This is a genomic window from Diaphorobacter sp. C33 (assembly GCF_030503915.1).
Taxonomy (GTDB): domain Bacteria; phylum Pseudomonadota; class Gammaproteobacteria; order Burkholderiales; family Burkholderiaceae_C; genus Diaphorobacter; species Diaphorobacter nitroreducens.
This window is the reverse complement of the sequence record NZ_CP129980.1, coordinates 2,263,463-2,287,401: the sequence shown is the minus strand read 5'-3', so window position 1 is coordinate 2,287,401 and position 23,939 is coordinate 2,263,463. Positions and strand designations below refer to the sequence as shown.

The following is a 23,939-nucleotide window of genomic DNA, read 5'->3' as shown; positions in this document are numbered from 1 at the left end:
TATACGAACATTTGTTCTATATGCGAACAAAGTGACACGATCACGACAGCCGGCCCGGGCCGGCTCCTTTTCCCTCACTGGACCAGCAACACATGATCAACAAGATTGCGGATTCCGTTGCCGAGGCGCTCGCGGGCGTGCAGGACGGCGCCACCGTACTGATTGGCGGCTTTGGCACTTCGGGCAACCCCATTGAACTGATCAACGGCCTGATCGCCCAAGGCGCGCGCGACCTCACCGTGGTCAACAACAACGCCGGCAACGGCGATGCCGGCCTGGCCGCACTGCTCAAGAGCGGGCAGGTGCGCAAGATCATCTGCAGCTTCCCGCGCCAGGTGGACAGCTATGTGTTCGACGAGCTGTACCGCAGCGGCAAGATCGAACTGGAACTGGTGCCCCAGGGCAACCTGGCCGAGCGCATGCGCGCCGCGGGCGCCGGCATCGGCGCCTTCTTCTGCCCCACGGCCTATGGCACGCAGCTGGCCGAAGGCAAAGAAACCCGCGAGATCAACGGCAAGCACTACGTGCTGGAGTACCCCATCTACGGCGATGTGGCCTTGGTCAAGGCCGAGAAGGGCGACCGCTGGGGCAACCTGACCTACCGCATGTCGGCGCGCAACTTCGGCCCCGTGTGCGCCATGGCGGCCAAGTACACCGTGGCGACCGTACACGAACTGGTGGAGCTGGGCGACATGGACCCCGAGGCCGTGGTCACCCCCGGCATCTACGTGAGCAAGGTCGTCCAGGTGCCGCGCGTGGCCACCCAGGCCGGTGGATTCAAGAAGTAAAGCCCGTTCAGCCCAAGGAGATACAGCGTGAGCAGCTATCAAAAACGAACCAAGGACGAACTGGCCGCACGAGTGGCCCAGGACATCTTCGACGGTGCCTATGTGAACCTGGGCATCGGCCAGCCGACCCTGGTGGCCAACCACATCCCCGCAGGCCGCGAGGTGGTGCTGCATTCCGAGAACGGCATCCTGGGCATGGGCCCCGCGCCCGCCAAGGGCCAGGAGGACTATGACCTGACCAACGCCGGCAAGCAGCCCGTGACGCTGCTGCCCGGTGGCTGCTACTTCCACCATGCCGACAGCTTCGCGATGATGCGCGGCGGCCACCTGGACATCTGCGTGCTGGGCGCCTTCCAGGTGTCGGCCACGGGCGACCTGGCCAACTGGAGCACCGGCGAGCCCGGCGCCATTCCCGCCGTGGGCGGCGCCATGGACCTGGCCGTGGGCGCCAAGTCCACCTGGGTGATGATGGATCTGGTCAGCAAGACCGGCGAATGCAAGGTGGTCCAGGCCTGCAGCTACCCCCTGACGGGCCTGGCCTGCGTCAAGCGCATCTACACCGACCTGTGCACGCTGGAATGCACGCCCCAGGGCCTGCGCCTGATCGACACCGTGCCCGGCCTCTCGCACGAGGAACTGGAGCGCATCGTCGGCCTGCCGATCCAGCCCGCACAGCAATAAGTACCAAAACGGCCAGCGCTTGATGGACAAGCGCTGGCAGCTCACTTTTTTGATATTCCCCTCGGAGACACCATGAGCAACGCCCGCCAAGCCTTCATCTGCGACGCGATCCGCACCCCCTTCGGCCGCTACGGCGGCGCCCTCTCCAGCGTGCGCACCGACGACCTGGGAGCGTTGCCCATCAAGGCGCTGATGGAGCGCAACCCTGGCGTGGACTGGGCAGCGGTGGATGACGTGCTGTATGGCAACGCCAACCAGGCCGGCGAGGACAACCGCAACGTGGCGCGCATGTCCAGCCTGCTGGCCGGCCTGCCCATCGACGTGCCCGGCGCCACCATCAACCGCCTGTGCGGCTCGGGCCTGGACGCCGTGGGCTCCGCCGCGCGCGCCATCAAGTCGGGCGAGGCGCGCCTGATGATCGCCGGCGGCGTCGAATCCATGAGCCGCGCGCCCTTCGTGATGCCCAAGGCGGAGAGCGCCTTCAGCCGCAGCAACGCGGTGTACGACACCACCATCGGCTGGCGCTTCGTCAACAAGCTGATGAAGGCTCAATACGGCGTGGACTCCATGCCCGAGACGGCCGAGAACGTGGCCGACGATTTCAAGATCGAGCGTGAGGCCCAGGACCGCATGGCCCTGGCCAGCCAACAGAAGGCCGCCGCCGCGATGGCCGCCGGCTACCTGGCCAAGGAAATCGTCAACGTCGTCATTCCCCAGAAGAAGGGCGACGCCGTCGTGGTCAGCCAGGACGAGCATCCCCGCGCCACCACGCTGGAGGCGCTGGCCAAGCTCAAGGGCGTGGTGCGCGAAGGCGGCACCGTCACGGCCGGCAACGCCAGCGGCGTGAACGACGGCGCGTGCGCGCTGCTGCTGGCCGATGAGGCGGCCGCCCAGCAATACAACTTGGTGCCCCGCGCCCGCGTGGTGGGCATGGCCGTGGCCGGCGTGGCGCCGCGCATCATGGGCTTTGGCCCCGCGCCCGCCGTGCGCAAGGTGCTGGCCCAGACCGGCCTGACGCTGGACCAGATGGACGTGATCGAACTGAACGAAGCCTTCGCCGCACAGGGCCTGGCCGTGCTGCGCGACCTGGGTGTTGCCGATGACGACAAGCGCGTCAACCAGTGGGGCGGCGCCATCGCCCTGGGCCACCCGCTGGGAGCCTCGGGCGCGCGCCTGGCCACCACCGCCGTGAACCAGCTGCACACGCTGGGCGGCCGCTACGCGCTGTGCACCATGTGCATCGGCGTGGGCCAGGGCATCGCCGTGGTGCTGGAGCGCGTGTAAGCGCGCGGCGTGACCCGAGGAGCGAGCATGAACAAGCAAGAACGCTGGGTGGACGTGCAAGGCGGGCGCCTGCGCGTGTGCGTGCAAGGCCCCGAGGGCGCCCCGGCCCTGGTGTTTTCCAACTCCCTGGGCACCACGCTGGAGATGTGGGACGCGCAGGCCGCGCGCTTCGCCCAGGACTTCCGCGTGGTGCGTTACGACACGCGCGGCCACGGCGCGAGCGTGGTGACACCCGGCCCCTACACCTTCGAACTGCTGGGCGGCGACGTGGTCGCGGTGCTGGATGCGCTGCGGATCGAGCGTGCGCACTTCTGCGGCATCTCCATGGGCGGCTTCACGGGCCTGTGGCTGGGCGTGCACCAGCCCCAGCGCCTGCTGAGCCTGTCCGTGTGCAACAGCGCCGCCAAGATCGGCACGGCCGAAGGCTGGCAGGCCCGCGCCGCGCTGGTGCGCGAGAAAGGCCGTGACGCCATGGCGGAACTGGCCGCATCGTCACCCGCGCGCTGGTTCACCCCAGCCTTCTGCGCGGCCGAGCCGGACGTGGTGCTGCGCGCGCAGAGCTGGATTGCCGGCATTTCCCCCGAGGGCTATGCCGCCTGCTGCGAAGCCCTGGCGCTGGCCGACCTGCGCTCGCAGGTCGGTGGCATCGACGTGCCCACGCTGATCGTGGCTGGCAGCGCCGACCCTGTGACCACCGTGGCCGACGGCCGCTTCATGCAGGCGGCCATTGCCGGTGCGCGGCTGGCCGAAGTGCCGGCTTCGCACCTGTCCAACCTGGAAGCGCCGCAGGCCTTTGACGAGGCCCTGGCGCAGTTCCTGCGCGGCTGAGACCGCAGGTAGCGATGCAGTGCGGCTTGCTGCGCTGCCCACGCCGCTCCCTTCCATTCATCCAATCCTAGAGAAAGAGGAAACAAGCATGACCAACCTTCATCACACCACCCGCCGCACGCTGCTGGCCTCCCTGGCCGTGGCCGCCGCCGGCGCGCTGCCCCTGGGCGCCCTGGCGCAGAACTTCCCCACCAAGCCCATCACCATCATCGTGCCGTTCTCGGCCGGCGGCACCACCGACATCCTGGCGCGCATCGTGGGCCAGGGCCTCACCACCGAGCTGGGCCAGTCCGTCGTGGTGGACAACAAGCCCGGCGCGGGCGGCAACATTGGCGGATCGCTGGCCGCCAAGGCCGCAGCCGACGGCTACACCCTGTTCATGGGTACGGTGGGCACGCACGCCATCAACCAGTCGCTGTACAAGAAGATGCCCTTCGACCCGGTGAAGGACTTTGCGCCGCTGTCGCGCGTGGCCACGGTGCCCAACCTGCTGGTGGCCCACCCCAGCCAGCCGTTCAAGACCGTGAAGGAAATGATCGCCTACGCCAAGGCCAACCCCGGCAAGATCACGTTTGGCTCGCCCGGCAGCGGCGCGTCGCCCCACGTATCGGGCGAGCTCTTCAAGAGCATGACCGGCACCGACCTGCTGCACATCCCCTACAAGGGCAGCGCCCCCGCCATGACCGACCTGCTGGGCGGCCAGACCTCCGTCATGTTCGACAACATGCCCTCGGCCATCCAGCACGTGCGCTCGGGCAAGCTGCGCCCCATCGCCGTGACCACCGCCAAGCGCTCGCCCGAGCTGCCTGACGTGCCGACCATCGCCGAAGCCGGCGTGCCCGGCTACGAGGCAACGTCCTGGTTCGGCATGTTTGCCCCGGCCGGCACGCCCAAGCCGGTGCTGGACAAGCTGCACGCCGCGCTGATCAAGGTGCTGAACCAGGCCGACGTGAAGAAGAAAATCGCCGAGCAGGGCGGTGACGTAGTGGCCGAGACACCCGCGCAGTTCGCCGCCTTCATCAAGGCCGAAAGCGTGAAGTGGGGCAAGGTGGTGAAGGAGTCCGGCGCGACGGCCGACTGACCCTTCGCTGAGCGGTTCAGCCGCTTACCCCTCCCTCACACGGCGTGTGGAGGGGTAGCGGTAATCTGCTATTGATACGAGAGCTTGTAGCGCTTGATAGGCGGGCGCTACAGGCTCTTTTGTTATGGAGCCTTGGGTGCCTGGGGCACATCGGGCGGCAGGCCGGCGCCAGCCTCCGCCGCGGCCATGCGTTCCTGGCGCTCCTTGGCCATCTGCTCCACCAGCTGGGCGCGGCCCTGCTTGGCGACGGCGATCATGGCCTCGCGGTCGTTGTGGTGCTCGTACATGCGGTTGGACAGCGCCATGTTGTGCGCGCGGAAGCGCTCGGCCAAGGTGTCGGCCTCTTGCGGCGACAGGCCGTTGAGCTCCAGCACCGTGCGTGCGGTGCGCAGGCTGGACTCGAACACCTCGCGCTCCACATGCTCCACGCCCAGATCGCGCAGCGCGTGCCAGTGCGTCACGTCGCGCGCGCGCGCCACGATCTGCAACTGGGGAAAGTGCTTCTTCGCCAGTTGCACGATCTTGAGCGACTGCTCCGGCGCGTCCACCGCCACCACCAGGATGCGCGCATGCTCGGCGCCGGCCATGCGCAGCAGGTTCACGCGCGTGGCGTCGCCATAGAACACACGGTAGCCAAAGGTGTGGGCCACCTCCAGCATCTCCACGCTGTGGTCCAGCACCGTGGCGGGCACGCCCTGCGCCAGCATCATGCGCGCCACGATCTGCCCATAGCGCCCGAAGCCGGCAATGATCACCGGGGCCGACTGCGGCTCGGAGATCTCCTGCGCCTGCGGGGCGGTCTTCAGCGTGGCAAAGCGCTTGAGCAGCACCCGGTCCAGCAGCACCAGCAGCAGCGGGCTGATCAGCATGGACAAGGCTACCGCGCCGATCAGCAGCGACGCCATCTCGGCCGGAATCGCGCGAAAGCCCGCGCCGGCCTGGAACACCACGAAGGCGAACTCGCCGCCCTGCGCCAGCAGCAGCGTGAACACCGGCCGCTCCTGGTAGGGCATGGCGGTCACGCGCGCCAGCGTCCAGATCACCAGTGCCTTGATGCCCAGGAAGCCGAGCAGCAGCGCCAGCATGCCCCAGGGCGTGCGCAGGATCACGCCGAAGTCGATGCTCATGCCCACGGCGATGAAGAACAGGCCGAGCAGCAGTCCCTTGAAGGGCTCGATGTCGGTCTCCAGCTCGCGGCGGAACTCGCTGTCGGCCAGCAGCACGCCGGCAAGGAACGCGCCCAGCGCCATCGACAGGCCCACCGACAGCATCAGCATGGCGATGCCCACCACCAGGAACAGCGAGGTGGCGGTGAAGATCTCGGGCGTCTTGCTCTTTGCGATCCAGCGCAGCAGCGGGCGCAGCGCGAGCCGCCCGCCGAGCACGATGGCGCCCACCACGCCTAGGATCTTGGCTGCCTCCAGCAGCAGATCCTGCACTTCGTGCGGATGGTCCAGCTCGGCCGCGCGCGCGGCCACGCCCAGCAGCGGCAGCAGCGCCAGGATGGGGATCGCCGCCACGTCCTGGAACAGCAGGATCGAGAAGGCCTTCTGCCCGCTGTCCGTGCGCATCAGGTTGCGCTCGTTGATCACCTGCAGCGCGATGGCGGTGGACGACAGCGCCAGCCCCAGCGCGCCCACCAGCCCCACACGCCATGGCAGCCCGAACGCCCAGGCCGCGGCCCACAGCAGTGCGGCGCAGCCCACCATCTGGGCCGTGCCCAGGCCGAAGATGGGGCGGCGCAGGCTCCACAGGCGGCTGGGTTGCAGCTCCAGCCCCACCAGAAACAGCATCAGCACCACGCCGAACTCCGCGAAATGCAGGATATCCTGCACATTGCTCACCAGCGCCAGGCCCCAGGGGCCGATGGCGATGCCCGCGGCCAGGTAGCCGATGATGGCGCCCAGCCCCAGCGCGCGGGCGATGGGGACGGCGATCACGGCCGCGGCGAGATAGGTGAATCCGTAGGTGAGCCAGACGGGGGCTTGGGCCATGGTGTGCAGGAAGAGGGCGCGAAAAGTGATGCGGGGAAGTGCGTGCGCCGCACTCGGGCGCCGGCAGAAATTGTGCACCCGGCCCGCGGGCGGCGCAGGCGCGGGGGCCCGCCGGGCGGTCAGGGTGCCGTGGATGCTCTTGTTTTGATAGCTGTTAGCGCTGGATGGAAAAGCGCTAGGCCGCGTTTTCATGCCGGACGCCCGAGGACCGCCGCGCAGCGTGCCGGCTGCGTCGGCCGATAGAATCGCCGCATTCCTTCCCCCTCATTTCCCAACGGACCACGACATGGACTGGCATACCTGGATGGCTTTTTTTGCGGCGTCGTGGGTGATCGCCATCTCGCCGGGCTCGGGCGCCGTGCTGTCCATGAGCCACGGGCTGTCCTACGGCGTGCGCAAGGCGGGCGCCACGATCCTGGGGCTGGAGCTGGGCCTGCTGCTGATCCTGGTGGTGGCCGGCGCGGGCGTGGGGTCGCTGCTGGTGGCGTCGGAACTGGCCTTCAGCATCGTCAAGGTGCTGGGTGCGTGCTACCTGATCTACCTGGGCTTCATGCAGTGGCGCGCGGGCGCCGCCGGCACGCTGCAGGGCGACCTGCAGGCGCAGCCCGCGAGCTGGCGCCGCCGCGTGCTCACCGGCCTGCTGACCAATGCGACCAACCCCAAGGGCATCATCTTCATGGTGGCCGTGCTGCCGCAGTTCATGACCGACACGCGCCCGCTGTGGAGCCAGCTGCTGGTGATGGCCGTCACCATGCTCTCGGTGGACCTGATCGTGATGAACGGCTACGCCGCCAGCGCCAGCGCGCTGCGCACGCTGATGCGCAGCGGCCGCGCCATGCGCACGCAGAACCGCGTGTTTGGCGGCCTGCTGATGCTGGTGGGCGCAGGACTGTTTTTCGTTAAGCGCGGCACACAGCACGGATAGCCGCTGGTTTGCTATTTTTATAATAGCTAGTGGCGCTTGATGGACGGGCGCTAAGGCCTGTTTTTGCTTATGTGGAGCCAGCGGCCGTGACCGCCGGCACTACGATGCGGGCTGGCCCCGCGCGGGTACGGAACACAGGAGGCAGGCATGACCGTGGTCGCAGTTGCAAATCCCAAGGGCGGCGTGGGCAAGTCCACGCTGGCCACCAACATCGCTGGCTACTACGCCAGCCGCGGGCATGCGGTGGTGCTGGGCGATGTGGACCGCCAGCAGTCCGCGCGGCTGTGGCTGCAGCAACGCCCGGCCGCGGCGCGCCCCATCGGCGCGTGGGACGTGGAGCCCGATCGCTTCGACAAGCCGCCCAAGCATGCCACCCACGCCGTGCTCGACACGCCCGCGGGCCTGCACGGCTGGCGGTTGAAGGACATGCTCAAGCTGGCCGACCGCATCATCGTGCCGCTGCAGCCCAGCGTGTTCGATATCTTCGCCACGCGCCAGTTTCTGGACGAGCTGGCCGCGCACCGTCGCAGCGCGGGCGTGCCGATCGGCATCGTGGGCATGCGCGTGGACGCGCGCACCATCGCGGCGGACAAGCTGCATGCCTTCGTGGACAGCCTGGGCCTGCCGGTGCTGGGCTACCTGCGCGACACGCAGAACTACATCCACCTGGCGGCGCACGGCCTGTCGCTGTTCGATCTGTCGCCCGGCCGCGTGGCGCGCGACCTGGAGCAGTGGCAGGGCATCTGCGCCTGGCTGGACGGCGCCTGACGCGCGCTGGCCGATTTCCAGCGCCAGGGCTGTCGCGATGCCGACAGGCGCCCGCGCGCGCAGGCCGCTACAGTGGCCGCATGAAAACCTTCCGCAGCTATTCCGAAGTGGCCTCCTGCGTCGGGCAGGAAGTGGCCGTCACCGACTGGGTGGAAGTCACCCAGGCGCAGATCGACCGGTTTGCCGACGCCACGGGCGACCACCAGTGGATCCATGTGGACCCGCAGCGCGCAGCGCAGGGGCCGTTCGGCACCACCATCGCGCACGGCTTTCTGACACTGTCGCTGCTGCCGCGCTTCATGGAGGCATCGTTTGCCATCACCGGCGCGCGCATGGGCGTGAACTACGGGCTCAACCGGGTGCGCTTCCCCGCTCCCGTGCCCGTGGGCAGCCGGCTGCGCGCGCACATGGTGCTGGCAGCGGCCGAGCCCGTCGCGCCCGACGGCATGCAGATGACCTGGGAAGTGACGCTGGAGCGCGAGGGTGGCGACAAGCCCGTGTGCGTGGCCGAGGCGCTGGTGCGCAGCTACGGCGCACCCGCCTGACGGGGCTGCGCCGGGGGCCTGCCGGTCCGGTTCAGGCAGGCTGGGTCTGCGTGGACGGAGTGAGAAAGCTGTTTTGCCGCCACGCCTCGTAGACCGTCACGGCCACGGCGTTGGACAGATTCAGGCTGCGCTGGTTGGGCAGCATCGGCAGGCGCAGGCGCTGCGCGGGGGGGAACGTCTCGCGCAGTTCCGGCGGCAGGCCGCGCGATTCGGCGCCGAACACGAACCAGTCGCCCGGCAGGAAGCCCGTGTCGTACACCGACTGCGTGCCATGGGTGGTCAGCGCGAACATGCGCGACAGGTCGGGCTGCATGTCGCGCAGCAGGGCCGTCCAGCCCGGGTGGCGGCGCACCTCGGCGTACTCGTGGTAGTCCAGCCCCGCGCGGCGCATGAGAGGGTCTTCCATGGAGAAGCCCAGCGGTTCCACCAGATGCAGCATGCAGCCGGTATTGGCGGCCAGGCGGATCACGTTGCCGGTGTTGGGCGGAATCTCAGGCTCGACGAGGACGATGTGAAACATGGTGGCTATTGTCGGCGGCCCGCGGGTGGCAGGCTGACGGATGAGGCGGCAGATGGTAATGAATCGTATACCGGCGGCCATGCCCGCGCGTCACGGCGTGCGGGCCAGCACCAGCGCGCAGACCTGCAGCGCACCCGCATCGCGCAGGGGCGCTGCGGCCGCATGCAGCGTGGCGCCGGTGGTCATCACGTCGTCCACCAGCAGCACCCGCTTACCGGCCAGTTGCGCGGCCCGCAGCGGGTCGGGCACGAAGGCGCCGCGCAGGTTGCGCAGCCGTTCGGCACGCGCCAGGTGGCTCTGCGCCTCGGTATCGCGCACGCGCAGCAGCATCCGCGCGTGCACCTGTGGGTGGCCCAGCGCGCGCGCCAGCAGCAGGGCCTGGTTGTAGCCGCGCTGGCGCAATCGCTCGGGTGACAGCGGCACGGGCAACACCAGGTCGGCCTGGGCTAGCGCTGCCTGCGCGCCTGGGGCACGCGCCATCAGTTGCGCCAGGGCGCCGGCCCAGCCGGGCTCCGCATGGAACTTGAACTGGGCCAGCAGGTCGGCCCAAGGAAAGGCGTAGCTCACTGCGGCCACGCAGGCATCCAGCGGCGGTGGGTGGCGCAGGCAGTCGCCGCACTGCGCGACGCCGTGGGGCAGCAACCGCGCGCAGGTGGCGCAGCGCGGGAGCGGCGGAGCAAACTGCATGCGGCAGGCGTCGCACACGGGACGTGCGGGCCAGGCATGGCAGACCGCGCAGCGGCTGGGCACTGCCGCGCCCATGCGGGCTAGGCCGCGCGATATCCCTGCCAGGTGCGTGGCCAGATGCGTGAACAGCATGGGCTCAATATACTCGCGGCCATTTGCGGCCCGCCATGTCCGAACACCTTCCGCCCACCATCGACCCGGTTGCCGCTGCACGCTGGCATGCCATGGTGCCCGAGGTCTCGCCCTGGTTGCACGAAGAGGTAGCGCAGCGCATGCAGGAGCGGCTGCAGTGGATCGTGCAGGCGCCGCAGGCCTGGTGCGACTGGGATCCGCTGCGCGGCGGCGTGCAGGGCCATGGCCTGGTGGGGCAACATTTCGAACAAGCCGCCAGCCATATCACCGAGACTTCATCACCCGCGGGGGAGGCGCTGGCGCGCGTGCGCTTCGCAAAGCCCTGGTGGAGCCCCGCGCGCTGGTCCGCGGCGGCGCCGCGCTTCGGGGTGCCGCCCGAGGGCAGCGTGCAGATGCTGTGGTCCAACATGGCCCTGCACATGGCGGCGGACCCGCAGGCCCTGATCACCCAGTGGCATCGGGCACTGGCGGTGGACGGTTATCTGATGTTCTCGTGCCTGGGCCCTGACACGCTGCGCGAGCTGCACGCGCTGTATGCCGAGCTGGGCTGGCCCGCTGCCGGCCATGCCATGACCGACATGCACGACTGGGGCGACATGCTGGTGCATGCGGGGTTTGCCGAGCCTGTCATGGACATGGAACGCATCACGCTCACCTTTGCCACGCCCGAGCGGCTGCTGCAGGAGCTGCGCGGCCTGGGGCGCAACCTGCATCCGCAGCGCTTTCCCGCGTTGCGCGGGCGCCACTGGCGCCAGCGACTGGAAGAGGCGCTGGCCCAGCGGCTGGCCGATCCTCGCCATGAGGGGCAGCTTGCATTGACCTTCGAGGTCGTCTACGGCCATGCCTTCAAGCCCGCGCCCCGCGTGCGCGTGGAGGGCAGCAGCGCGGTGTCGCTGCAGGACATGCGCGCCATGCTCCACGCAGGACGCACGCTGCCGCGCTGAGGGGGCTGCAGCGCAATTTGCGCTGTCAATGACCTCAATCAATGCAGGCTACAATTCTTTAAGATTGCAGATTCGGAACTCTCTTGGCGCGCCTGCATCGGGTGGTCGCCCGCGGCCGGCGTCGCGTCTTCTGGAGTTCTGATGGCGCCACGCGGCGCTCTCAGGCCTCCTTTCTGCGTCACTTCTTGGCAGTGTTCTCTCGGGACTAACGTGTATTGCAGCCATGTCCCGTGCTAGGCATGCTGAATGCGATCAAGAGAGTCCGTGTTGGATTGCGGAGACAACAGGCTGCCAGGAAAGCGGTCTGGACTGATTGGTGAAAGCGGGTGCACGGCATGCCCGCATGGCTTTGTGCGCCGCCTGACCCCACGCAGGCGCGCACCGAGGGATTGGTCAATTGGAGCTTAGAAGTAAGTGAGAACTATGAAGAGCATTTCCAACAAGCTGGCTTCTGGGCTGCTGATGGCCGGAGCATGGGTGGGCACGGCGGCCCATGCGGTTCAAAGCCTGCCCGGCGGCCCGGCGGTGAACCAGCTGAACTTGCACCCCCCCGTGACCAAGATCGCCGAGGAGCAGCACTTCCTGCATTGGATGATGCTCATCATCTGCACGGTGATCTTCGTCGGCGTGTTCTCGGTGATGTTCTATTCGATCTGGAAGCACCGCAAGTCGCGCGGCGCCCAGGCCGCCAATTTCCACGAGTCCGTCACCGTCGAGGTGGTCTGGACGGTGATCCCCTTCATCATCGTGGTTCTCATGGCCCTGCCGGCCACCAAGGTGCTGGTGGCGCAAAAGGACACGACCAATGCCGACCTCACGGTGAAGGTGACCGGCTACCAGTGGAAGTGGGGCTACGACTATCTGTCGGGCGAGGGCGAGGGCCTGTCTTTCATCTCCACGCTGGACAGCAGCCATCGCCGGATGTCCGACAGCGGCAACGTGGCCAACGCGCCAGCCGACTACCTGCTGAAGGTGGACGCACCCCTGGTGGTGCCGGTGGGCAAGAAGGTGCGCGTGATCACCACGGCCAACGACGTGATCCACGCCTTCATGGTGCCGGCGTTCGGCATCAAGCAGGACGCGATCCCCGGCTTCGTGCGCGACACCTGGTTCCGCGCGGAAAAGGTGGGTGACTACTACGGCCAGTGCGCCGAGCTGTGCGGCAAGGAGCACGCCTACATGCCGATCCACGTCAAGGTAGTGTCCGCACAGGAATATACGCAGTGGGTGGATGGCGAGAAAAAGAAGGCCGCCGCCAAGCTGGACGACCCCAGCAAGGTCTGGACGCTGGACGCGCTGCTGCCGCGCGGCGAGAAGGTCTACGCTGCCAACTGCGCCGCCTGTCACCAGGCCAACGGCAAGGGGGCCGGCCCCATCAAGCCGCTGGACGGTTCGGCCATCGTCACAGACGCCGACCACGCCAAGCAGATCCAGGTGGTGCTCAAGGGCGCTGCCAACGGCGCCATGCCCGCCTGGGCGCAGCTCAGCGACACCGATCTGGCCGCCGTGGTGACCTACACCAAGAACGCCTGGTCCAACAAGACGGGTCAGCTGGTGCAGCCGTCTGAAATCGTGGCCCAGCGCGGCAAGTGAACCGCAACGCCCAACGCATTGAGGAATCGAACATGAGCGCAGTTCTGGACAATCACGGGCACGCCGGCGGCCAAGCACACGACCACGGTGACCACCACCACGGCCCCACCGGCTGGCGCCGTTGGGTGTTTGCCACCAACCACAAGGACATCGGGACGCTGTACCTGCTGTTCTCGTTCACCATGCTGATGATCGGCGGCGTGCTCGCGCTGCTGATCCGTGCCGAGCTGTTCCAGCCCGGGCTGCAGGTGGTGAACCCCGAGCTGTTTAACCAGCTCACCACCATGCACGGGCTGATCATGGTGTTCGGCGCCATCATGCCGGCCTTCGTGGGTTTCGCGAACTGGATGATCCCGCTGCAGATCGGCGCGTCCGACATGGCGTTCGCACGCATGAACAACTTCAGCTTCTGGCTGATGATCCCCGCGGCCATCATGCTGGTGTCGTCGTTCTTCATGCCGGGTGGCGCGCCTGCCGCGGGTTGGACGCTGTATGCGCCGCTGACCCTGCAGATGGGGCCGTCCATGGACGTGGGTATCTTCGCCATGCACATCCTGGGCGCCAGTTCCATCATGGGGTCGATCAACATCATCGTGACCATCCTGAACATGCGCGCGCCGGGCATGACGCTCATGAAGATGCCCATGTTCGCCTGGACCTGGCTGATCACGGCCTACCTGCTGATCGCCGTGATGCCCGTGCTGGCCGGCGCGATCACCATGACGCTGACCGACCGCCACTTCGGCACCAGCTTCTTCAATCCGGCCGGCGGCGGCGACCCGGTGATGTACCAGCACATCTTCTGGTTCTTCGGCCACCCCGAGGTGTACATCATGATCCTGCCGGCCTTCGGCATCATCAGCCAGGTCGTTCCCGCCTTTAGCCGCAAGAAGCTGTTCGGCTACGCCTCCATGGTGTACGCCACCTCGTCCATCGCGATCCTGTCGTTCATCGTGTGGGCGCACCACATGTTCACCACGGGCATGCCAGTCACGGGCCAGCTGTTCTTCATGTACGCCACGATGCTGATCTCCGTGCCCACCGCCGTGAAGATCTTCAACTGGACGGCGACCATGTGGCGCGGCTCCATGACCTTCGAAACGCCCATGCTCTGGGCCGTGGGCTTCATCTTCGTGTTCACCATCGGCGGCTTCACGGGCCTGATCCTGGCCATGGCGCCGATCGATATCCAGCTGCAGGATACCTACTACGTGGTGGCCCACTTCCACTACGTGCTGGTGGCCGGTTCGTTGTTCGCCATGTTCTCGGCCTACTACTACTGGAGCCCCAAGTGGACGGGCATCATGTACTCGGAGACGCGCGGCAAGATCCACTTCTGGGGCTCGCTGATCACCTTCAACATCACCTTCTTCCCCATGCACTTTCTGGGGTTGGCCGGCATGCCGCGCCGGTATGCCGACTACCCCATGCAGTTTGCCGACTTCAACGCGCTGGCGTCCGTCGGGGCACTGGGCTTTGGACTGATGCAGGTGTACTTTTTCCTGTTCGTCGTGCTGCCGGCCATGCGCGGGCGGGGCGTGAAGGCGCCGCAAAAGCCCTGGGAAGCCGCTGAAGGCCTCGAATGGGAAGTGCCGTCGCCCGCGCCGTTCCACACCTTTGAAGTGCCGCCCAAGCTGGACGCTACGGCCACGCGGGTGATCGGCTGACATTGCGGGAGATCGCCATGACCACGCCGGAGCAAAGAAAGTCCAACCTGCGCATGGCGCTGATCCTGGCGTCGGTGGCGGCGGTGTTCTTCATCGGCTTCATGGTGAAGATCGCCTGGCTGCATTGACGAAAGGGCGGGACCATGGGTGCGCGTAGCGAGAACCTGAAGATGGTGGGCAAGCTGGCCGTGGTGACGGTCGGCATGTTCGCCTTCGGCTACGTGCTGATCCCGATCTACAAGCACATTTGCGAGATGACGGGCATCAACATCTTGTCGCTGTCGGAGCGGCAGGTGCCCGGCAACGGCACGGCCGGCCGCAACGCCCAGGTGCCCGCCAACAGCCAGGTGGACAAGACCCGCCTCATCACTGTGGAGTTCGATGCGAACGCACGTGGTCCGTGGCAGTTCCGGCCCGCGCAGCGCTCCGTGCAGGTGCACCCGGGCGAACTGGCCACCGTGATGTACGAGTTCCAGAACGTGCAGGACCGCCGCATGGCTGCGCAGGCCATCCCCAGCTATGCGCCGCGCCAGGCGGCCGCCCACTTCACCAAGCTGGAGTGCTTCTGCTTCAACCAATACACCCTGGAGCCCGGCGAGAAGAAGGAATGGCCCGTGGCCTTCGTGATCGACCCGCGCCTGTCGAAGGACGTCACCACGATCACGCTGTCCTACACCTTCTTCGAAGTCGGCGGCAAGACGCCGGCCGCGCCCCAGTCCACGGCCGCCGCACTGCCGGCGACTTCCGCGGAGGCCGGTTCATGAGCCCCACGCCCCCGCGTCCGCCGCGCAAGGGATCGCTGTTGCGCACCCTGCGTGCCGTGGCATGGTCGCTGATCGGATTGCGCAAGGGGGATCAGTACCAGCGCGACCAGGAGACGCTGCAGCCGCTGCACATCGTGTTCGTGGGATTGGTCGCTCTGTTTGTGCTGGTGCTGCTGCTGATCGGACTGGTGAACTGGATTGCTTGATGCCTGCCGCCGCTGATAACAACGAGACAACCGAGAACTTTGAGAACGAGGAGCTGAAATGAGTGCATCTACCCACGGCACGACGCCTTACTACTACGTCCCCGCGGAGTCTCGCCACCCCGTGCTGGCGGCGGCGGGGTTGTTCTTTGTCCTCCTCGGCGCGAGCCAGTGGATCAACGGCCATGACTGGGGCAAGTATTCGCTGGCCTTCGGCCTGGCGTGGTGGATCTTCGTGCTGTACCAGTGGTTCCGCGATGCCGCGCGCGAGAGCGAGGGCGGGCTGTATGGCCGCAAGATCGACATCTCGTACCGCTGGAGCATGAGCTGGTTCATCTTCTCGGAGGTGATGTTCTTCGGCGCTTTCTTCACCGCGCTGTGGTGGGCGCGTGCGCATTCCGTGCCGGCCCTGGGCAGCCTGGACAACGCGCTGCTGTGGCCCGACTTCAAGGCGGTCTGGCCCAGCCTGGCGGCCGGGGCGACCGCCTCGCCGGCCAACACCGTGGAGCCTTTCCAGACCGTGGGCCCATTCTGGCTGCCCACCATCAACACCGCGCTGCTGCTGACGTCGGGCGTCACGCTCACCATCGCCCACCACGCGCTGCGCGAAGGCCAGCGCGCCAAGACGATCGGCTTCATGTGGGTCACGGTGCTGCTGGGCTTCGTGTTCCTGTGCGTGCAGGGCTACGAGTACTTCCACCTCTACACCGACCTGAACCTCAAGCTCACCTCGGGCGTGTTCGGCTCCACCTTCTTCATGCTCACGGGCTTCCACGGTTTTCACGTGTTCGTGGGCATGCTGATGCTGCTGTTCATCACGCTGCGCCTGCACAGCGGCCACTTCACGGCCGAGCGCCACTTCGGCTTCGAGGGCGCGGCCTGGTACTGGCACTTCGTGGACGTGGTCTGGCTGGGCCTGTACATCCTGGTGTATTGGATGTAATCCCGTCTCCGGATCGGGAAAAAGCGCCGCAAGGCGCTTTTTTTACGCGGAGGTGGTTGCTTCAAAAACAGGAGCTGCCTGCGCTTGATAGATAAGCACTTTGGATATAAATACTATTGAAATCCCTGTGCACCAAGCGCAAGGCGCTCACTTTTTTGATGGCCATCGGCGTGCGCCTCAGCGCACTGCGGCGGGCAGCCCGGTTGGCTGGATGTACCCCAGCTTCCAGGCCAGCAGCAGACACAGGAACAGCACGATGGACAGCCCCACGCGCAGCCCCAGCGCGCGGGCCATGCGCTTGCCCTGCTGCCGGTCGTCGCCCTTGCCGCGCATCATGAAAAACAGCGCCGAGCCCAGGCTTGCGATGATGGCGAGAAACGCCAATGCCACCAAAATCTTCATGAGGCCCATTATCCGGTGAACCCTGCCCGACAACCCTTCGGCCTGCGCTTCTGGCTGGTGACCCTCGCGGCGCTGGTCGCCATGGTGGTGACCGCGTCCCTGGGCCGCTGGCAGCTATCGCGTGCCGCGCAGAAGACCGCGCTGCAGGCGGCCATGGACGAACGCCAGTCCCGCGCACCGCTGCAGGGTGCCGAACTGGCACAGGCGCTGCAGTCGGCATCGCAGGAGGCCACCGCGCCGCTGCTGCACCGCCGCGCCGAGCTGCGCGGCCAGTGGCTCCCCGAGGCCACGGTGTTCCTGGAGAACCGCCAGATGTACGGCCGTCCGGGCTTTTTCGTGTTCACGCCCCTGCAACTGGCGGACAGCCCGCGCGTGGTGCTGGTACAGCGCGGCTGGGCGCCGCGCAACTTCCTGGAGCGCACGCGCCTGCCGGAGATCACCACCCCTGCCGGACCAGTGCAGTTGGAGGGGCGGCTCGCCGGCCCGCCGGCGCGGTTGTATGAGTTCGCACCCACCGCCCAGGGCGAGGGGTCTTCGCGCATCCGGCAGAATCTGGACCTGGCCGCCTATGGGGCCGAGACCGGCCTGGCGCTGGCGCCCCTGACCGTCGTGCAGACCGGCGCCGCCAGCGACGGGCTGCAGCGCGACTGGGCGCCCATCGACAGCGGCGTCGACAAGCATTACGGCTACGCATTCCAATGGTTCGGGCTTTGCGGCCTGGTGGCAATCCTCTATGTCTGGTTCCAATTCGTCCGACGCTTCCTTCGCCCAGGCCGCCAGCGTGGTGCCTGAGACCGGCGGCCAGCAGCCGCTGGGCCTCACGGTGCACAGCCTGCCCCAGGCGGGCGATGCCATGGCGGCGCTGCAGCGCTCGCGCAGCGGCCGCTGGCAGATGCTGGGGCTGTTGCTGGTGTGCGCGGCGCCCGTGATCGCTTCGTACTTCACCTATTACGTGCTGCGTCCCGAGGGCCGGCGCAACTTTGGTGAGCTCATCGAACCCCAGCGCGCCTTGCCCGCGCAGGCCGCAGCCACCGCATTGGACGGCACGGCGCATACGCTGGGCGAGCTGCGTGGCCAGTGGCTGCTGGTGAGCGTGGCACCCGGCGCCTGCGACGACGGCTGCCGCAACAACCTGTACCTGCAGCGCCAGTTGCGCGAAACCATGGGCCGCGAGAAGGAGCGCATGGACTGGGTCTGGCTGGTGTCCGACGGCGCCGTGCCCCCGGCGGAGATCGCCCCCGGCCTGCAGGGCGCCACCGTGCGCCGCGTGGATGCCGCCACCTTGGCCACCTGGCTGCAACCCGCGCCCGGCCATACGCTGGAAGAACACCTGTACGTCGTGGACCCGCAGGGCCACTGGATGATGCGCTTTCCCGCGCGGCTGGACCGCGCTGGCGCGGCCAAGGCCAAGCGCGACCTGGACCGGCTGCTGCGCGCCTCAGCATCATGGGACCAGCCGGGCCGCTTGCAGGAGGCCCCGTGACGGACATGCAGCCGCTGTACGACCTGGCGCCGGCCCTCGAGCTGATGGCCCTGGGCATCGTGATCGCCCTGGGCCCGCTGGCCTGGGTGTGGTGGCGCGGGCGGGGCGGCACACCGGTGCGGCGCCTGCAGGCGCTCACCGTGCTCACGCTGTTCCTTACCTTCGACCTGGTGCTGTTCGGCGCCTTCACGCGTCTGACGGACTCCGGCCTGGGCTGCCCTGACTGGCCGGGCTGCTACGGCAACGCTAGCCCGGTGGGCGCGCGTGCGGAGATCTCCGCCGCGCAGGAAGCCATGCCTACCGGCCCCGTCACCCACGGCAAGGCCTGGGTGGAGATGATCCACCGTTACCTTGCCACCGGCGTGGGCGTGCTGATCATCGCGCTCACCGTGGGCGCGTGGCGCCAGCGCCGCGCAGCCGCACAGTTGCCTCAGTTGGCAGGGGCGGCGCCTGCGCTGAGCCCCTGGTGGCCCACCGCCACGCTGGTGTGGGTGTGCCTGCAGGGCGCTTTCGGCGCGCTCACCGTGACCATGAAATTGTTCCCCGCCATCGTCACGCTGCACCTCATCGGCGGGCTGGTGCTGTTGGCGCTGCTGTGCGTGCAGGCCGTGCGCCAGACGCAGATGACGCGGGGCGTGGTGCCCGTGGCGCTGCCATGCGGCCTGCGCTGGCTGCTGGGCGTGACGGCGGCGCTGGTGGCGCTGCAGGTCGTGCTGGGCGGCTGGGTCAGCACCAACTACGCGGTGCTGGCCTGCACCACCTTTCCGCAGTGCCAGGGCAGCTGGTGGCCCGACATGGCGTTTGCCGAGGGCTTTCAAGTCTGGCGCGCGCTGGGCCTGCTGCAGGATGGCAGCCACATCAGCTTCGCCGGGCTCACGGCCATCCATTACGTGCACCGGCTCGCGGCCTACCTGGTGCTGGCGGCGCTGGCGCTGCTGGCCTGGCGCCTGCGCCGCGCGGGCGTGTTGCGCGACCCGGCGCGCTGGCTCGCAGGCCTGGCGCTGCTGCAGTTTGTCACCGGTCTGTCCAACGTGGTGCTGGACTGGCCGCTGGTGGCCGCCGTGCTGCACACGGGCGGCGCTGCCGCGCTGGTGGTGGTGCTGACCTGGGCGCTCATGGCCAGCCGCGCCACCGCCGGCGCCACGGCTTCGCAGCCGCGCGCCGGTGCCGATTCCGTCAAGAGAGTTTCCGCATGAGTGCCGCTCCCGCCCCCGCCGCCGCAGCGCCACGCGCTCTGCCGTCGCGGCTGTCCCAGTTCTACGCGCTGACCAAGCCGCGCGTGGTGCAGCTCATCGTGTTCTGCGCCTTCATCGGCATGGTGCTGGCCGTGCCGGGCATGCCCAGCGGCGCGCAGTGGGCGTTGATGGCCGTGGCCAGCGCGGGCATCTGGCTCGTGGCCGGTGCGGCGGCGGCGTTCAACTGCATCGTGGAGCAGGGCATCGACGCCAAGATGAAGCGCACGGCCTGGCGCCCCACGGCCAAGGGCGAGCTGTCCAACACGCAGACGCTGCTGTTCTCGGCGCTGCTGTGCGCGGCGGGCTCGGCGCTGCTGTACTGGTGGGTGAACCCGCTGACCATGTGGCTGACCTTCGCCACGTTTGTCGGCTATGCGGTGATCTACACGGTGATCCTCAAGCCGCTCACGCCGCAGAACATCGTGATCGGCGGCGCCAGCGGCGCCATGCCGCCCGTGCTGGGCTGGGCCGCGATGACTGGCGAGGTGGGCCCCGAGGCACTGATCCTGTTCCTCATCATCTTCCTGTGGACGCCGCCGCATTTCTGGGCACTGGCGCTGTACCGCGTGGAGGACTATCGCAAGTCCGGCCTGCCCATGCTGCCCGTCACCCACGGCAACGAGTTCACGCGCCTGCAGGTGTTTCTCTATACCTTGATCCTGTTCGCAGGCTGCCTCATGCCTTTCGTGTACGGTATGAGTTCGTGGATCTACCTTGCAGCCGCCGTGGTGCTGAGCGCGGGCTTTTGCCTGTACGGCTTCCGGCTGTGGCGCGACTACTCCGACACGCTGGCGCGCAAGACCTTTCGTTTCTCGCTGATCCACCTGAGCCTGCTGTTCGCGGCGCTGCTGGTGGACCACTACCTCCTGTGAAGCAAGCTTATGGATAAACGTGATGCTCTGAAAAAAATAGCTGCTGGCGCTCTCTGGATGGGCGTTGCAGGCACTTTTGCCGCGTGTTCTCCGAAGGCGCCCAAGTTCCAGGGGGTGGACCTCACGGGCGCCGAGTACGCGCGCGACCTGCAGTTGACCGACCACAACGGCCAGCAGCGCAGCCTCAAGGACTTCACGGGCAAGGTGGTGGTGGTGTTCTTCGGCTACACGCAATGCCCGGACGTTTGCCCCACGTCGATGTCCGAACTGGCCGACGTCAAGCGCGCCCTGGGCGCGGACGGCGACAAGCTGCAAGGCATCTTCGTCAGCGTGGACCCCGAGCGCGACACGCCCGAGGTACTCAAGGCCTACATGGCCAACTTCGATCCCAGCTTCCTCGCGCTGCGCGGCACGCCCGAGCAACTGGCCGCCGTGGCCAAGGACTTCAAGATCTACTACAAGCGCGTGGAGGGCCAGACCCCCACGAGCTACACCATGGACCATTCCGCTGGCAGCTATGTCTACGACCCCGCCGGCCGCCTGCGCGTGTACCACCGCTACGGCAGTGGGGCACAGAGCCTGGCGGCCGACGTGCGCGCGCTGCTGGACGAAACGCGCTGATTCCACGCGCTCCACGCGCCCAGGGGCTGGCGTGTGGCAAAAACCACATTGCCCGTAGGGCCTGAATTGACGTGTGCGTCACCTTGGGTGGCGATAGGCGCCAGGAGTGCGCCGCGCCTGCCTAGAGTGCACAGTGGCTGGTCGCCAGGCGCATCGACGGTGATGGCGCAGGCGCCGGCCACGGCCTCAACCTACCGACGCCCTACCGACGCGCCATGGATTCCTTTGCCCCTGCCGCCCGCCCCCGGTCCGAGGACGGCGTGACGCACCCGCCGCCCCATCGGACCGATGACGCCGCCGACGACAGTGCGGCGGCCTTCCTGCAGCGCATCGGCAGCCTGCGCGCGGGCACGCTGGAGCGCGCTGCCATGGATGCGGCGCCCGACGGCATCGTGCTGGCCGACCGACAGGGGCGCATCCTCATGGTCAACGCCCCCATGGAGACCATCAGCGGCTACACCAACGCGCAGTTGTGCGGCCAGTCCATCGACCTGCTGGTGCCGGCGCACGCGCGGCCCGAGCATGGCCAGCATATGCAGCGCTACCACCAGTCTCCCAGCCGCCGGCCCATGGGCATGGGGCGCGACCTGTGGTTGCAGCGACGCGACGGTAGCCAGGTGCCGGTGGACATCGCCCTCGGCCATTCCTCCGCCCACGGGGGTACGGTGGTGGCTTTTGTGCGCGACGTCTCCGACCTGCGGCGCCTGGAGGCGCGCATGCACTACCAGGCCACGCACGACACGCTGACCGGTCTGCTCAACCGCTGGAAGTTCGGCCAGCGGCTGGAACAGGCGATCGCGGAGCAGGCGGTGGCGCAAAGCCCGCCCTTCGCGCTGCTGCTGCTCGATCTGGACGACTTCAAGGCCATCAACGATGGCTACGGCCATGCCGCCGGCGACCAGGTGCTGCAGGAGGTGGCGCGGCGCCTGCGGGGTGCGCTGGGCACGGGCGACATCCTTGCGCGCCTGGGCGGCGACGAGTTCACCGTGCTGTTGCCCGGGGTGGCCAGCGCCGCGCAGGCCGAGGGCGTGGCCGCGCGGCTGATGCAGGCGCTGTGCGTGCCCTGTCGCGTGCAGGGGTTCGAACTGAACTTCGGCGCCAGCATGGGCATCGCGCTGTGCCCTCAGGATGCGGGCGACGCCGCCACGTTGCTGCGCTATGCCGACATGGCCATGTACCACGCCAAGCACCGCGGGCGCGCCAACTTCGCGTTCTACGCCCCGTCCATGGGCCGCAAGATGGCCGAGAAGATCCAGTTGCACGACCGGCTCAAGCTGGCGCTGGCCTACGGCGGGCTGACGCTGCATTACCAGCCGCAGGTCGAGGTGGCCACCAACCGCATGGTGGGTGTGGAGGCCCTGCTGCGCTGGCACGACCCGCAGCTGGGCGAGGTGTCGCCCGAGCGCTTCGTGCCCGTGGCGGAGGCCACGGGACTGATCCTGGAGTTGGGCGCCTGGGTCATGGCCGCGGCCTGTCGCCAGATCGCGGCGTGGGAGCGCCAGGGCATGCGTTTGCGCGTGGCAGTGAACCTGTCCGCCCAGCAGCTGCGGCAGACCGACCTCGTCGAGCAGGTGGCGCGCAACCTGCGCACCCACCATGTCCCGCCCGAGCTGCTGGAACTGGAGGTGACCGAGTCCGAAGCCCTGGCGGACCCCGAGCAGGCCTGCCAGGTGCTGAACGAGCTGCGCGCGCTGGGCGTGGCCGTGGCGCTGGACGACTTCGGCACGGGCCACTCGTCGCTGGCCTACCTCAAGCGCCTGCCGGTGTCGCACATCAAGGTGGACCGGGAATTCATGCGCAACGTGCCTGCCAGCGGAGGCGACACCACGCTGGTGCGCGCCGTGGTCGCGCTGGCGCACACCATGGGGCTGCGGGTCGTCGTGGAGGGGGTGGAAACGCGCGAGCAGCTGCAGTTCTTGCGCGAGATGCAGTGCGCCTGCTACCAGGGCTGGCTGTTTGCCAAGGCGCTGGCGCCCGACGACGTGGCGCTGCTGTACGCGGCCGGTGCCGACGTGGCGGCGGAAGGCGCGCTGGGCTGAGGTGCCGGCAGCGACGCTGGCTTACAGCGCGGCGTGCACCGGCGCTTGCGCCGCAGGGGTGGTGCGCGCAGCCGCACGCGCCTGGTACAGGTTGGCCGCCGAGCGGCGGCCGCCGCGCGTGAGCGCCAGCAGCGGCGCGCGCTGGATCTCGCAGTGCCAGCGGTCGCGCCGCAGCACGCCTTGCTCCTGCGCCAGCAGCGCCAGGGCGCGCGCCACGGACTCGCGCGTGGTGGCGAGCAGGGCAGCCAGCACCGTATGGCTGGGCAGGCGCACCAGCGTGCTGCGCTGCAGCTCGGCCAGTTGCAGCAGCGCGCCCGCCAGTTGGCCCACCACGCCGCGGATGCGGGCGATGCGGCCCCAGTCGGCCAGGCGCGCGTTGGCGTTCAGTTGTTCGCGCGCCAGTTCCAGCAGGAATTCGCCTTGGGACTGGCGGCCCGCCCCCAGCAGGGGCGCCAGGTCCAGTTGGCAGACGCGCCCCGGCGTGACCGCCACGTAGGACAGGTCCGCCGGCTGCTGCAGCAGCGCGGGGGCGCCCAGGGCCTCGCAGCAGCCCGCCATGCCTACGGGGTGCTCCACTCCATCGTCGCCGCGGCGCTGCACCAGCAGCGTACCGATCTTGACCACCTGCACACTGTGGATGCTCTCGCCCTGGCGCTGCAGCATCTCGCCCTTGCGAAAGCGCCGCTCCGTCAGGTGCCCGCGCCAGCCCGCGCGCGTTTGCGGGTCCAGGCGGCCCAGCAGGCACTGCTGCTGGCAGGCGCAGTCGTTGCAGGTATGGCCGCCGGAGGACGGATGGTCGGTCATGAGTACAAGCCAAAATGGGCTTCAGCGCTTGTCTGGCAAGCGGTGGAAGCTATGAATACCGTAGCGTCTCGCAGAGGGCCGGTCAGCGGCCTCGGAGTGCTGGGGATTGGCGGAGAGTGTGCAAGGCGGGGCCGTC

26 protein-coding genes are annotated in these 23,939 nt (G+C 68.0%); 21 read left to right on the top strand and 5 right to left on the bottom strand.

The genetic code is table 11. The annotated features are described in order from the left end of the window. The first annotated feature begins 92 nt into the window (after nt 1–92). The 5 genes from QY917_RS10890 (at nt 93) to QY917_RS10870 (ending at nt 4,662) form a co-directional block, all read left to right on the top strand. Nucleotides 93–788 carry a 3-oxoacid CoA-transferase subunit A gene (locus QY917_RS10890; protein ID WP_123676184.1) on the top strand — a complete coding sequence of 232 codons (696 nt, stop codon included), beginning with the start codon at nt 93–95 and terminating at the stop codon, nt 786–788. Nucleotides 789–815: 27 nt separating this feature from the next. Next, a complete protein-coding gene (locus tag QY917_RS10885; protein ID WP_088888401.1) occupies nt 816–1,469 on the top strand; it encodes a 3-oxoacid CoA-transferase subunit B in 654 nt (217 codons plus the stop codon). A 72-nt stretch (nt 1,470–1,541) separates the two neighbouring features. Beyond that, entirely contained in the window at nt 1,542–2,753 is a 1,212-nt protein-coding gene (gene pcaF / locus QY917_RS10880; RefSeq protein ID WP_123676185.1) for a 3-oxoadipyl-CoA thiolase, read from the top strand. A 27-nt stretch (nt 2,754–2,780) separates the two neighbouring features. Beyond that, nucleotides 2,781–3,581: a 3-oxoadipate enol-lactonase gene (gene pcaD, locus QY917_RS10875; RefSeq protein ID WP_123676186.1), complete on the top strand. Its 801-nt coding sequence runs from the start codon at nt 2,781–2,783 to the stop codon at nt 3,579–3,581. 88 nt (nt 3,582–3,669) lie between these two features. Beyond that, nucleotides 3,670–4,662: a tripartite tricarboxylate transporter substrate binding protein gene (locus tag QY917_RS10870; RefSeq protein WP_015914171.1), complete on the top strand. Its 993-nt coding sequence runs from the start codon at nt 3,670–3,672 to the stop codon at nt 4,660–4,662. Nucleotides 4,663–4,784: 122 nt separating this feature from the next. Here QY917_RS10870 and kefC read toward each other — a convergent pair whose 3' ends face one another. Then, nucleotides 4,785–6,656 carry a glutathione-regulated potassium-efflux system protein KefC gene (gene kefC / locus QY917_RS10865; protein ID WP_123676187.1) on the bottom strand — a complete coding sequence of 624 codons (1,872 nt, stop codon included), beginning with the start codon at nt 6,654–6,656 and terminating at the stop codon, nt 4,785–4,787. A gap of 286 nt (nt 6,657–6,942) precedes the next feature. Here kefC and QY917_RS10860 point away from each other — a divergent pair, with 286 nt between their 5' ends. From QY917_RS10860 to QY917_RS10850, 3 genes are all read left to right on the top strand, one after another. Then, the gene (locus QY917_RS10860) at nt 6,943–7,581 is read left to right on the top strand and encodes a LysE family transporter (RefSeq protein ID WP_011806642.1); all 639 of its coding nucleotides are present in this window, start codon (nt 6,943–6,945) and stop codon (nt 7,579–7,581) included. Between the two features lie 147 nt (nt 7,582–7,728). Beyond that, complete coding sequence (locus QY917_RS10855; RefSeq protein ID WP_047349749.1) at nt 7,729–8,349, top strand: ParA family protein; 621 nt, start codon at nt 7,729–7,731, stop codon at nt 8,347–8,349. Between the two features lie 80 nt (nt 8,350–8,429). Then, a complete protein-coding gene (locus tag QY917_RS10850) occupies nt 8,430–8,894 on the top strand; it encodes a MaoC family dehydratase (protein WP_011806640.1) in 465 nt (154 codons plus the stop codon). A 31-nt stretch (nt 8,895–8,925) separates the two neighbouring features. Here the strand turns inward: QY917_RS10850 and QY917_RS10845 are convergent, their stop codons facing one another. Then, entirely contained in the window at nt 8,926–9,414 is a 489-nt protein-coding gene (locus QY917_RS10845; RefSeq protein WP_015914168.1) for a tRNA (cytidine(34)-2'-O)-methyltransferase, read from the bottom strand. 90 nt (nt 9,415–9,504) lie between these two features. Continuing rightward, the gene (locus QY917_RS10840; RefSeq protein WP_047349750.1) at nt 9,505–10,233 is read right to left on the bottom strand and encodes a ComF family protein; all 729 of its coding nucleotides are present in this window, start codon (nt 10,231–10,233) and stop codon (nt 9,505–9,507) included. Nucleotides 10,234–10,268: 35 nt separating this feature from the next. Here QY917_RS10840 and QY917_RS10835 point away from each other — a divergent pair, with 35 nt between their 5' ends. The 7 genes from QY917_RS10835 (at nt 10,269) to QY917_RS10805 (ending at nt 16,347) form a co-directional block, all read left to right on the top strand. Continuing rightward, entirely contained in the window at nt 10,269–11,177 is a 909-nt protein-coding gene (locus tag QY917_RS10835; RefSeq protein ID WP_015914166.1) for a class I SAM-dependent methyltransferase, read from the top strand. Nucleotides 11,178–11,600: 423 nt separating this feature from the next. Next, nucleotides 11,601–12,770 carry a cytochrome c oxidase subunit II gene (coxB, locus tag QY917_RS10830; RefSeq protein ID WP_015914165.1) on the top strand — a complete coding sequence of 390 codons (1,170 nt, stop codon included), beginning with the start codon at nt 11,601–11,603 and terminating at the stop codon, nt 12,768–12,770. 32 nt (nt 12,771–12,802) lie between these two features. After that, nucleotides 12,803–14,437: a cytochrome c oxidase subunit I gene (gene ctaD / locus QY917_RS10825; RefSeq protein WP_123676273.1), complete on the top strand. Its 1,635-nt coding sequence runs from the start codon at nt 12,803–12,805 to the stop codon at nt 14,435–14,437. Nucleotides 14,438–14,454: 17 nt separating this feature from the next. Next, nucleotides 14,455–14,565, top strand: coding sequence for a cytochrome oxidase small assembly protein (locus QY917_RS10820; RefSeq protein ID WP_015914163.1), 111 nt, complete (start codon nt 14,455–14,457; stop codon nt 14,563–14,565). Nucleotides 14,566–14,580: 15 nt separating this feature from the next. After that, a complete protein-coding gene (locus tag QY917_RS10815; RefSeq protein ID WP_088888409.1) occupies nt 14,581–15,201 on the top strand; it encodes a cytochrome c oxidase assembly protein in 621 nt (206 codons plus the stop codon). Continuing rightward, a complete protein-coding gene (locus QY917_RS10810; protein ID WP_047349752.1) occupies nt 15,198–15,407 on the top strand; it encodes a DUF2970 domain-containing protein in 210 nt (69 codons plus the stop codon). The genes QY917_RS10815 and QY917_RS10810 overlap by 4 nt, the downstream gene beginning before the upstream one ends. A gap of 58 nt (nt 15,408–15,465) precedes the next feature. Further along, nucleotides 15,466–16,347, top strand: coding sequence for a cytochrome c oxidase subunit 3 (locus tag QY917_RS10805; RefSeq protein WP_123676188.1), 882 nt, complete (start codon nt 15,466–15,468; stop codon nt 16,345–16,347). A gap of 177 nt (nt 16,348–16,524) precedes the next feature. Here the strand turns inward: QY917_RS10805 and QY917_RS10800 are convergent, their stop codons facing one another. Then, a complete protein-coding gene (locus QY917_RS10800) occupies nt 16,525–16,749 on the bottom strand; it encodes a twin transmembrane helix small protein (RefSeq protein ID WP_015914161.1) in 225 nt (74 codons plus the stop codon). 15 nt (nt 16,750–16,764) lie between these two features. Here QY917_RS10800 and QY917_RS10795 point away from each other — a divergent pair, with 15 nt between their 5' ends. The 6 genes from QY917_RS10795 to QY917_RS10770 all read left to right on the top strand — a co-directional run bounded on the left by QY917_RS10795 (nt 16,765) and on the right by QY917_RS10770 (nt 22,999). Next, nucleotides 16,765–17,541: an SURF1 family protein gene (locus QY917_RS10795; protein WP_088888411.1), complete on the top strand. Its 777-nt coding sequence runs from the start codon at nt 16,765–16,767 to the stop codon at nt 17,539–17,541. Further along, a complete protein-coding gene (locus QY917_RS10790) occupies nt 17,483–18,232 on the top strand; it encodes a hypothetical protein (RefSeq protein WP_011806627.1) in 750 nt (249 codons plus the stop codon). The genes QY917_RS10795 and QY917_RS10790 overlap by 59 nt, the downstream gene beginning before the upstream one ends. Then, nucleotides 18,229–19,428 carry a heme A synthase gene (locus QY917_RS10785; RefSeq protein WP_302076801.1) on the top strand — a complete coding sequence of 400 codons (1,200 nt, stop codon included), beginning with the start codon at nt 18,229–18,231 and terminating at the stop codon, nt 19,426–19,428. The genes QY917_RS10790 and QY917_RS10785 overlap by 4 nt, the downstream gene beginning before the upstream one ends. Next, nucleotides 19,425–20,339, top strand: coding sequence for a heme o synthase (cyoE, locus tag QY917_RS10780; RefSeq protein WP_123676190.1), 915 nt, complete (start codon nt 19,425–19,427; stop codon nt 20,337–20,339). Before QY917_RS10785 ends, cyoE begins: the two co-directional genes overlap by 4 nt. A 57-nt stretch (nt 20,340–20,396) precedes the next feature. Continuing rightward, nucleotides 20,397–20,960: an SCO family protein gene (locus tag QY917_RS10775; RefSeq protein ID WP_123676191.1), complete on the top strand. Its 564-nt coding sequence runs from the start codon at nt 20,397–20,399 to the stop codon at nt 20,958–20,960. Nucleotides 20,961–21,175: 215 nt separating this feature from the next. After that, nucleotides 21,176–22,999, top strand: a complete 1,824-nt coding sequence (locus QY917_RS10770) for a bifunctional diguanylate cyclase/phosphodiesterase (RefSeq protein WP_123676192.1) — start codon at nt 21,176–21,178, stop codon at nt 22,997–22,999. A gap of 21 nt (nt 23,000–23,020) precedes the next feature. On the opposite strand, the gene QY917_RS10765 is transcribed toward QY917_RS10770, so the two are convergent. Beyond that, the gene (locus QY917_RS10765) at nt 23,021–23,803 is read right to left on the bottom strand and encodes a Crp/Fnr family transcriptional regulator (RefSeq protein WP_088888415.1); all 783 of its coding nucleotides are present in this window, start codon (nt 23,801–23,803) and stop codon (nt 23,021–23,023) included. Nucleotides 23,804–23,939 lie beyond the last annotated feature (136 nt).

What these genes read in the sequence shown, in the direction of transcription:
- QY917_RS10890 (WP_123676184.1), top strand. Translation starts at nt 93, where the DNA reads ATGATCAACAAGATTGCGGATTCCGTTGCCGAGGCGCTCGCGGGCGTG.
- pcaF (WP_123676185.1), top strand. Translation starts at nt 1,542, where the DNA reads ATGAGCAACGCCCGCCAAGCCTTCATCTGCGACGCGATCCGCACCCCC.
- pcaD (WP_123676186.1), top strand. Translation starts at nt 2,781, where the DNA reads ATGAACAAGCAAGAACGCTGGGTGGACGTGCAAGGCGGGCGCCTGCGC.
- QY917_RS10870 (WP_015914171.1), top strand. Translation starts at nt 3,670, where the DNA reads ATGACCAACCTTCATCACACCACCCGCCGCACGCTGCTGGCCTCCCTG.
- kefC (WP_123676187.1), bottom strand. Translation starts at nt 6,656, where the DNA reads ATGGCCCAAGCCCCCGTCTGGCTCACCTACGGATTCACCTATCTCGCC.
- QY917_RS10860 (WP_011806642.1), top strand. Translation starts at nt 6,943, where the DNA reads ATGGACTGGCATACCTGGATGGCTTTTTTTGCGGCGTCGTGGGTGATC.
- QY917_RS10855 (WP_047349749.1), top strand. Translation starts at nt 7,729, where the DNA reads ATGACCGTGGTCGCAGTTGCAAATCCCAAGGGCGGCGTGGGCAAGTCC.
- QY917_RS10850 (WP_011806640.1), top strand. Translation starts at nt 8,430, where the DNA reads ATGAAAACCTTCCGCAGCTATTCCGAAGTGGCCTCCTGCGTCGGGCAG.
- QY917_RS10845 (WP_015914168.1), bottom strand. Translation starts at nt 9,414, where the DNA reads ATGTTTCACATCGTCCTCGTCGAGCCTGAGATTCCGCCCAACACCGGC.
- QY917_RS10840 (WP_047349750.1), bottom strand. Translation starts at nt 10,233, where the DNA reads ATGCTGTTCACGCATCTGGCCACGCACCTGGCAGGGATATCGCGCGGC.
- QY917_RS10835 (WP_015914166.1), top strand. Translation starts at nt 10,269, where the DNA reads ATGTCCGAACACCTTCCGCCCACCATCGACCCGGTTGCCGCTGCACGC.
- coxB (WP_015914165.1), top strand. Translation starts at nt 11,601, where the DNA reads ATGAAGAGCATTTCCAACAAGCTGGCTTCTGGGCTGCTGATGGCCGGA.
- ctaD (WP_123676273.1), top strand. Translation starts at nt 12,803, where the DNA reads ATGAGCGCAGTTCTGGACAATCACGGGCACGCCGGCGGCCAAGCACAC.
- QY917_RS10820 (WP_015914163.1), top strand. Translation starts at nt 14,455, where the DNA reads ATGACCACGCCGGAGCAAAGAAAGTCCAACCTGCGCATGGCGCTGATC.
- QY917_RS10815 (WP_088888409.1), top strand. Translation starts at nt 14,581, where the DNA reads ATGGGTGCGCGTAGCGAGAACCTGAAGATGGTGGGCAAGCTGGCCGTG.
- QY917_RS10810 (WP_047349752.1), top strand. Translation starts at nt 15,198, where the DNA reads ATGAGCCCCACGCCCCCGCGTCCGCCGCGCAAGGGATCGCTGTTGCGC.
- QY917_RS10805 (WP_123676188.1), top strand. Translation starts at nt 15,466, where the DNA reads ATGAGTGCATCTACCCACGGCACGACGCCTTACTACTACGTCCCCGCG.
- QY917_RS10800 (WP_015914161.1), bottom strand. Translation starts at nt 16,749, where the DNA reads ATGAAGATTTTGGTGGCATTGGCGTTTCTCGCCATCATCGCAAGCCTG.
- QY917_RS10790 (WP_011806627.1), top strand. Translation starts at nt 17,483, where the DNA reads ATGTCTGGTTCCAATTCGTCCGACGCTTCCTTCGCCCAGGCCGCCAGC.
- cyoE (WP_123676190.1), top strand. Translation starts at nt 19,425, where the DNA reads ATGAGTGCCGCTCCCGCCCCCGCCGCCGCAGCGCCACGCGCTCTGCCG.
- QY917_RS10775 (WP_123676191.1), top strand. Translation starts at nt 20,397, where the DNA reads ATGGGCGTTGCAGGCACTTTTGCCGCGTGTTCTCCGAAGGCGCCCAAG.
- QY917_RS10770 (WP_123676192.1), top strand. Translation starts at nt 21,176, where the DNA reads ATGGATTCCTTTGCCCCTGCCGCCCGCCCCCGGTCCGAGGACGGCGTG.
- QY917_RS10765 (WP_088888415.1), bottom strand. Translation starts at nt 23,803, where the DNA reads ATGACCGACCATCCGTCCTCCGGCGGCCATACCTGCAACGACTGCGCC.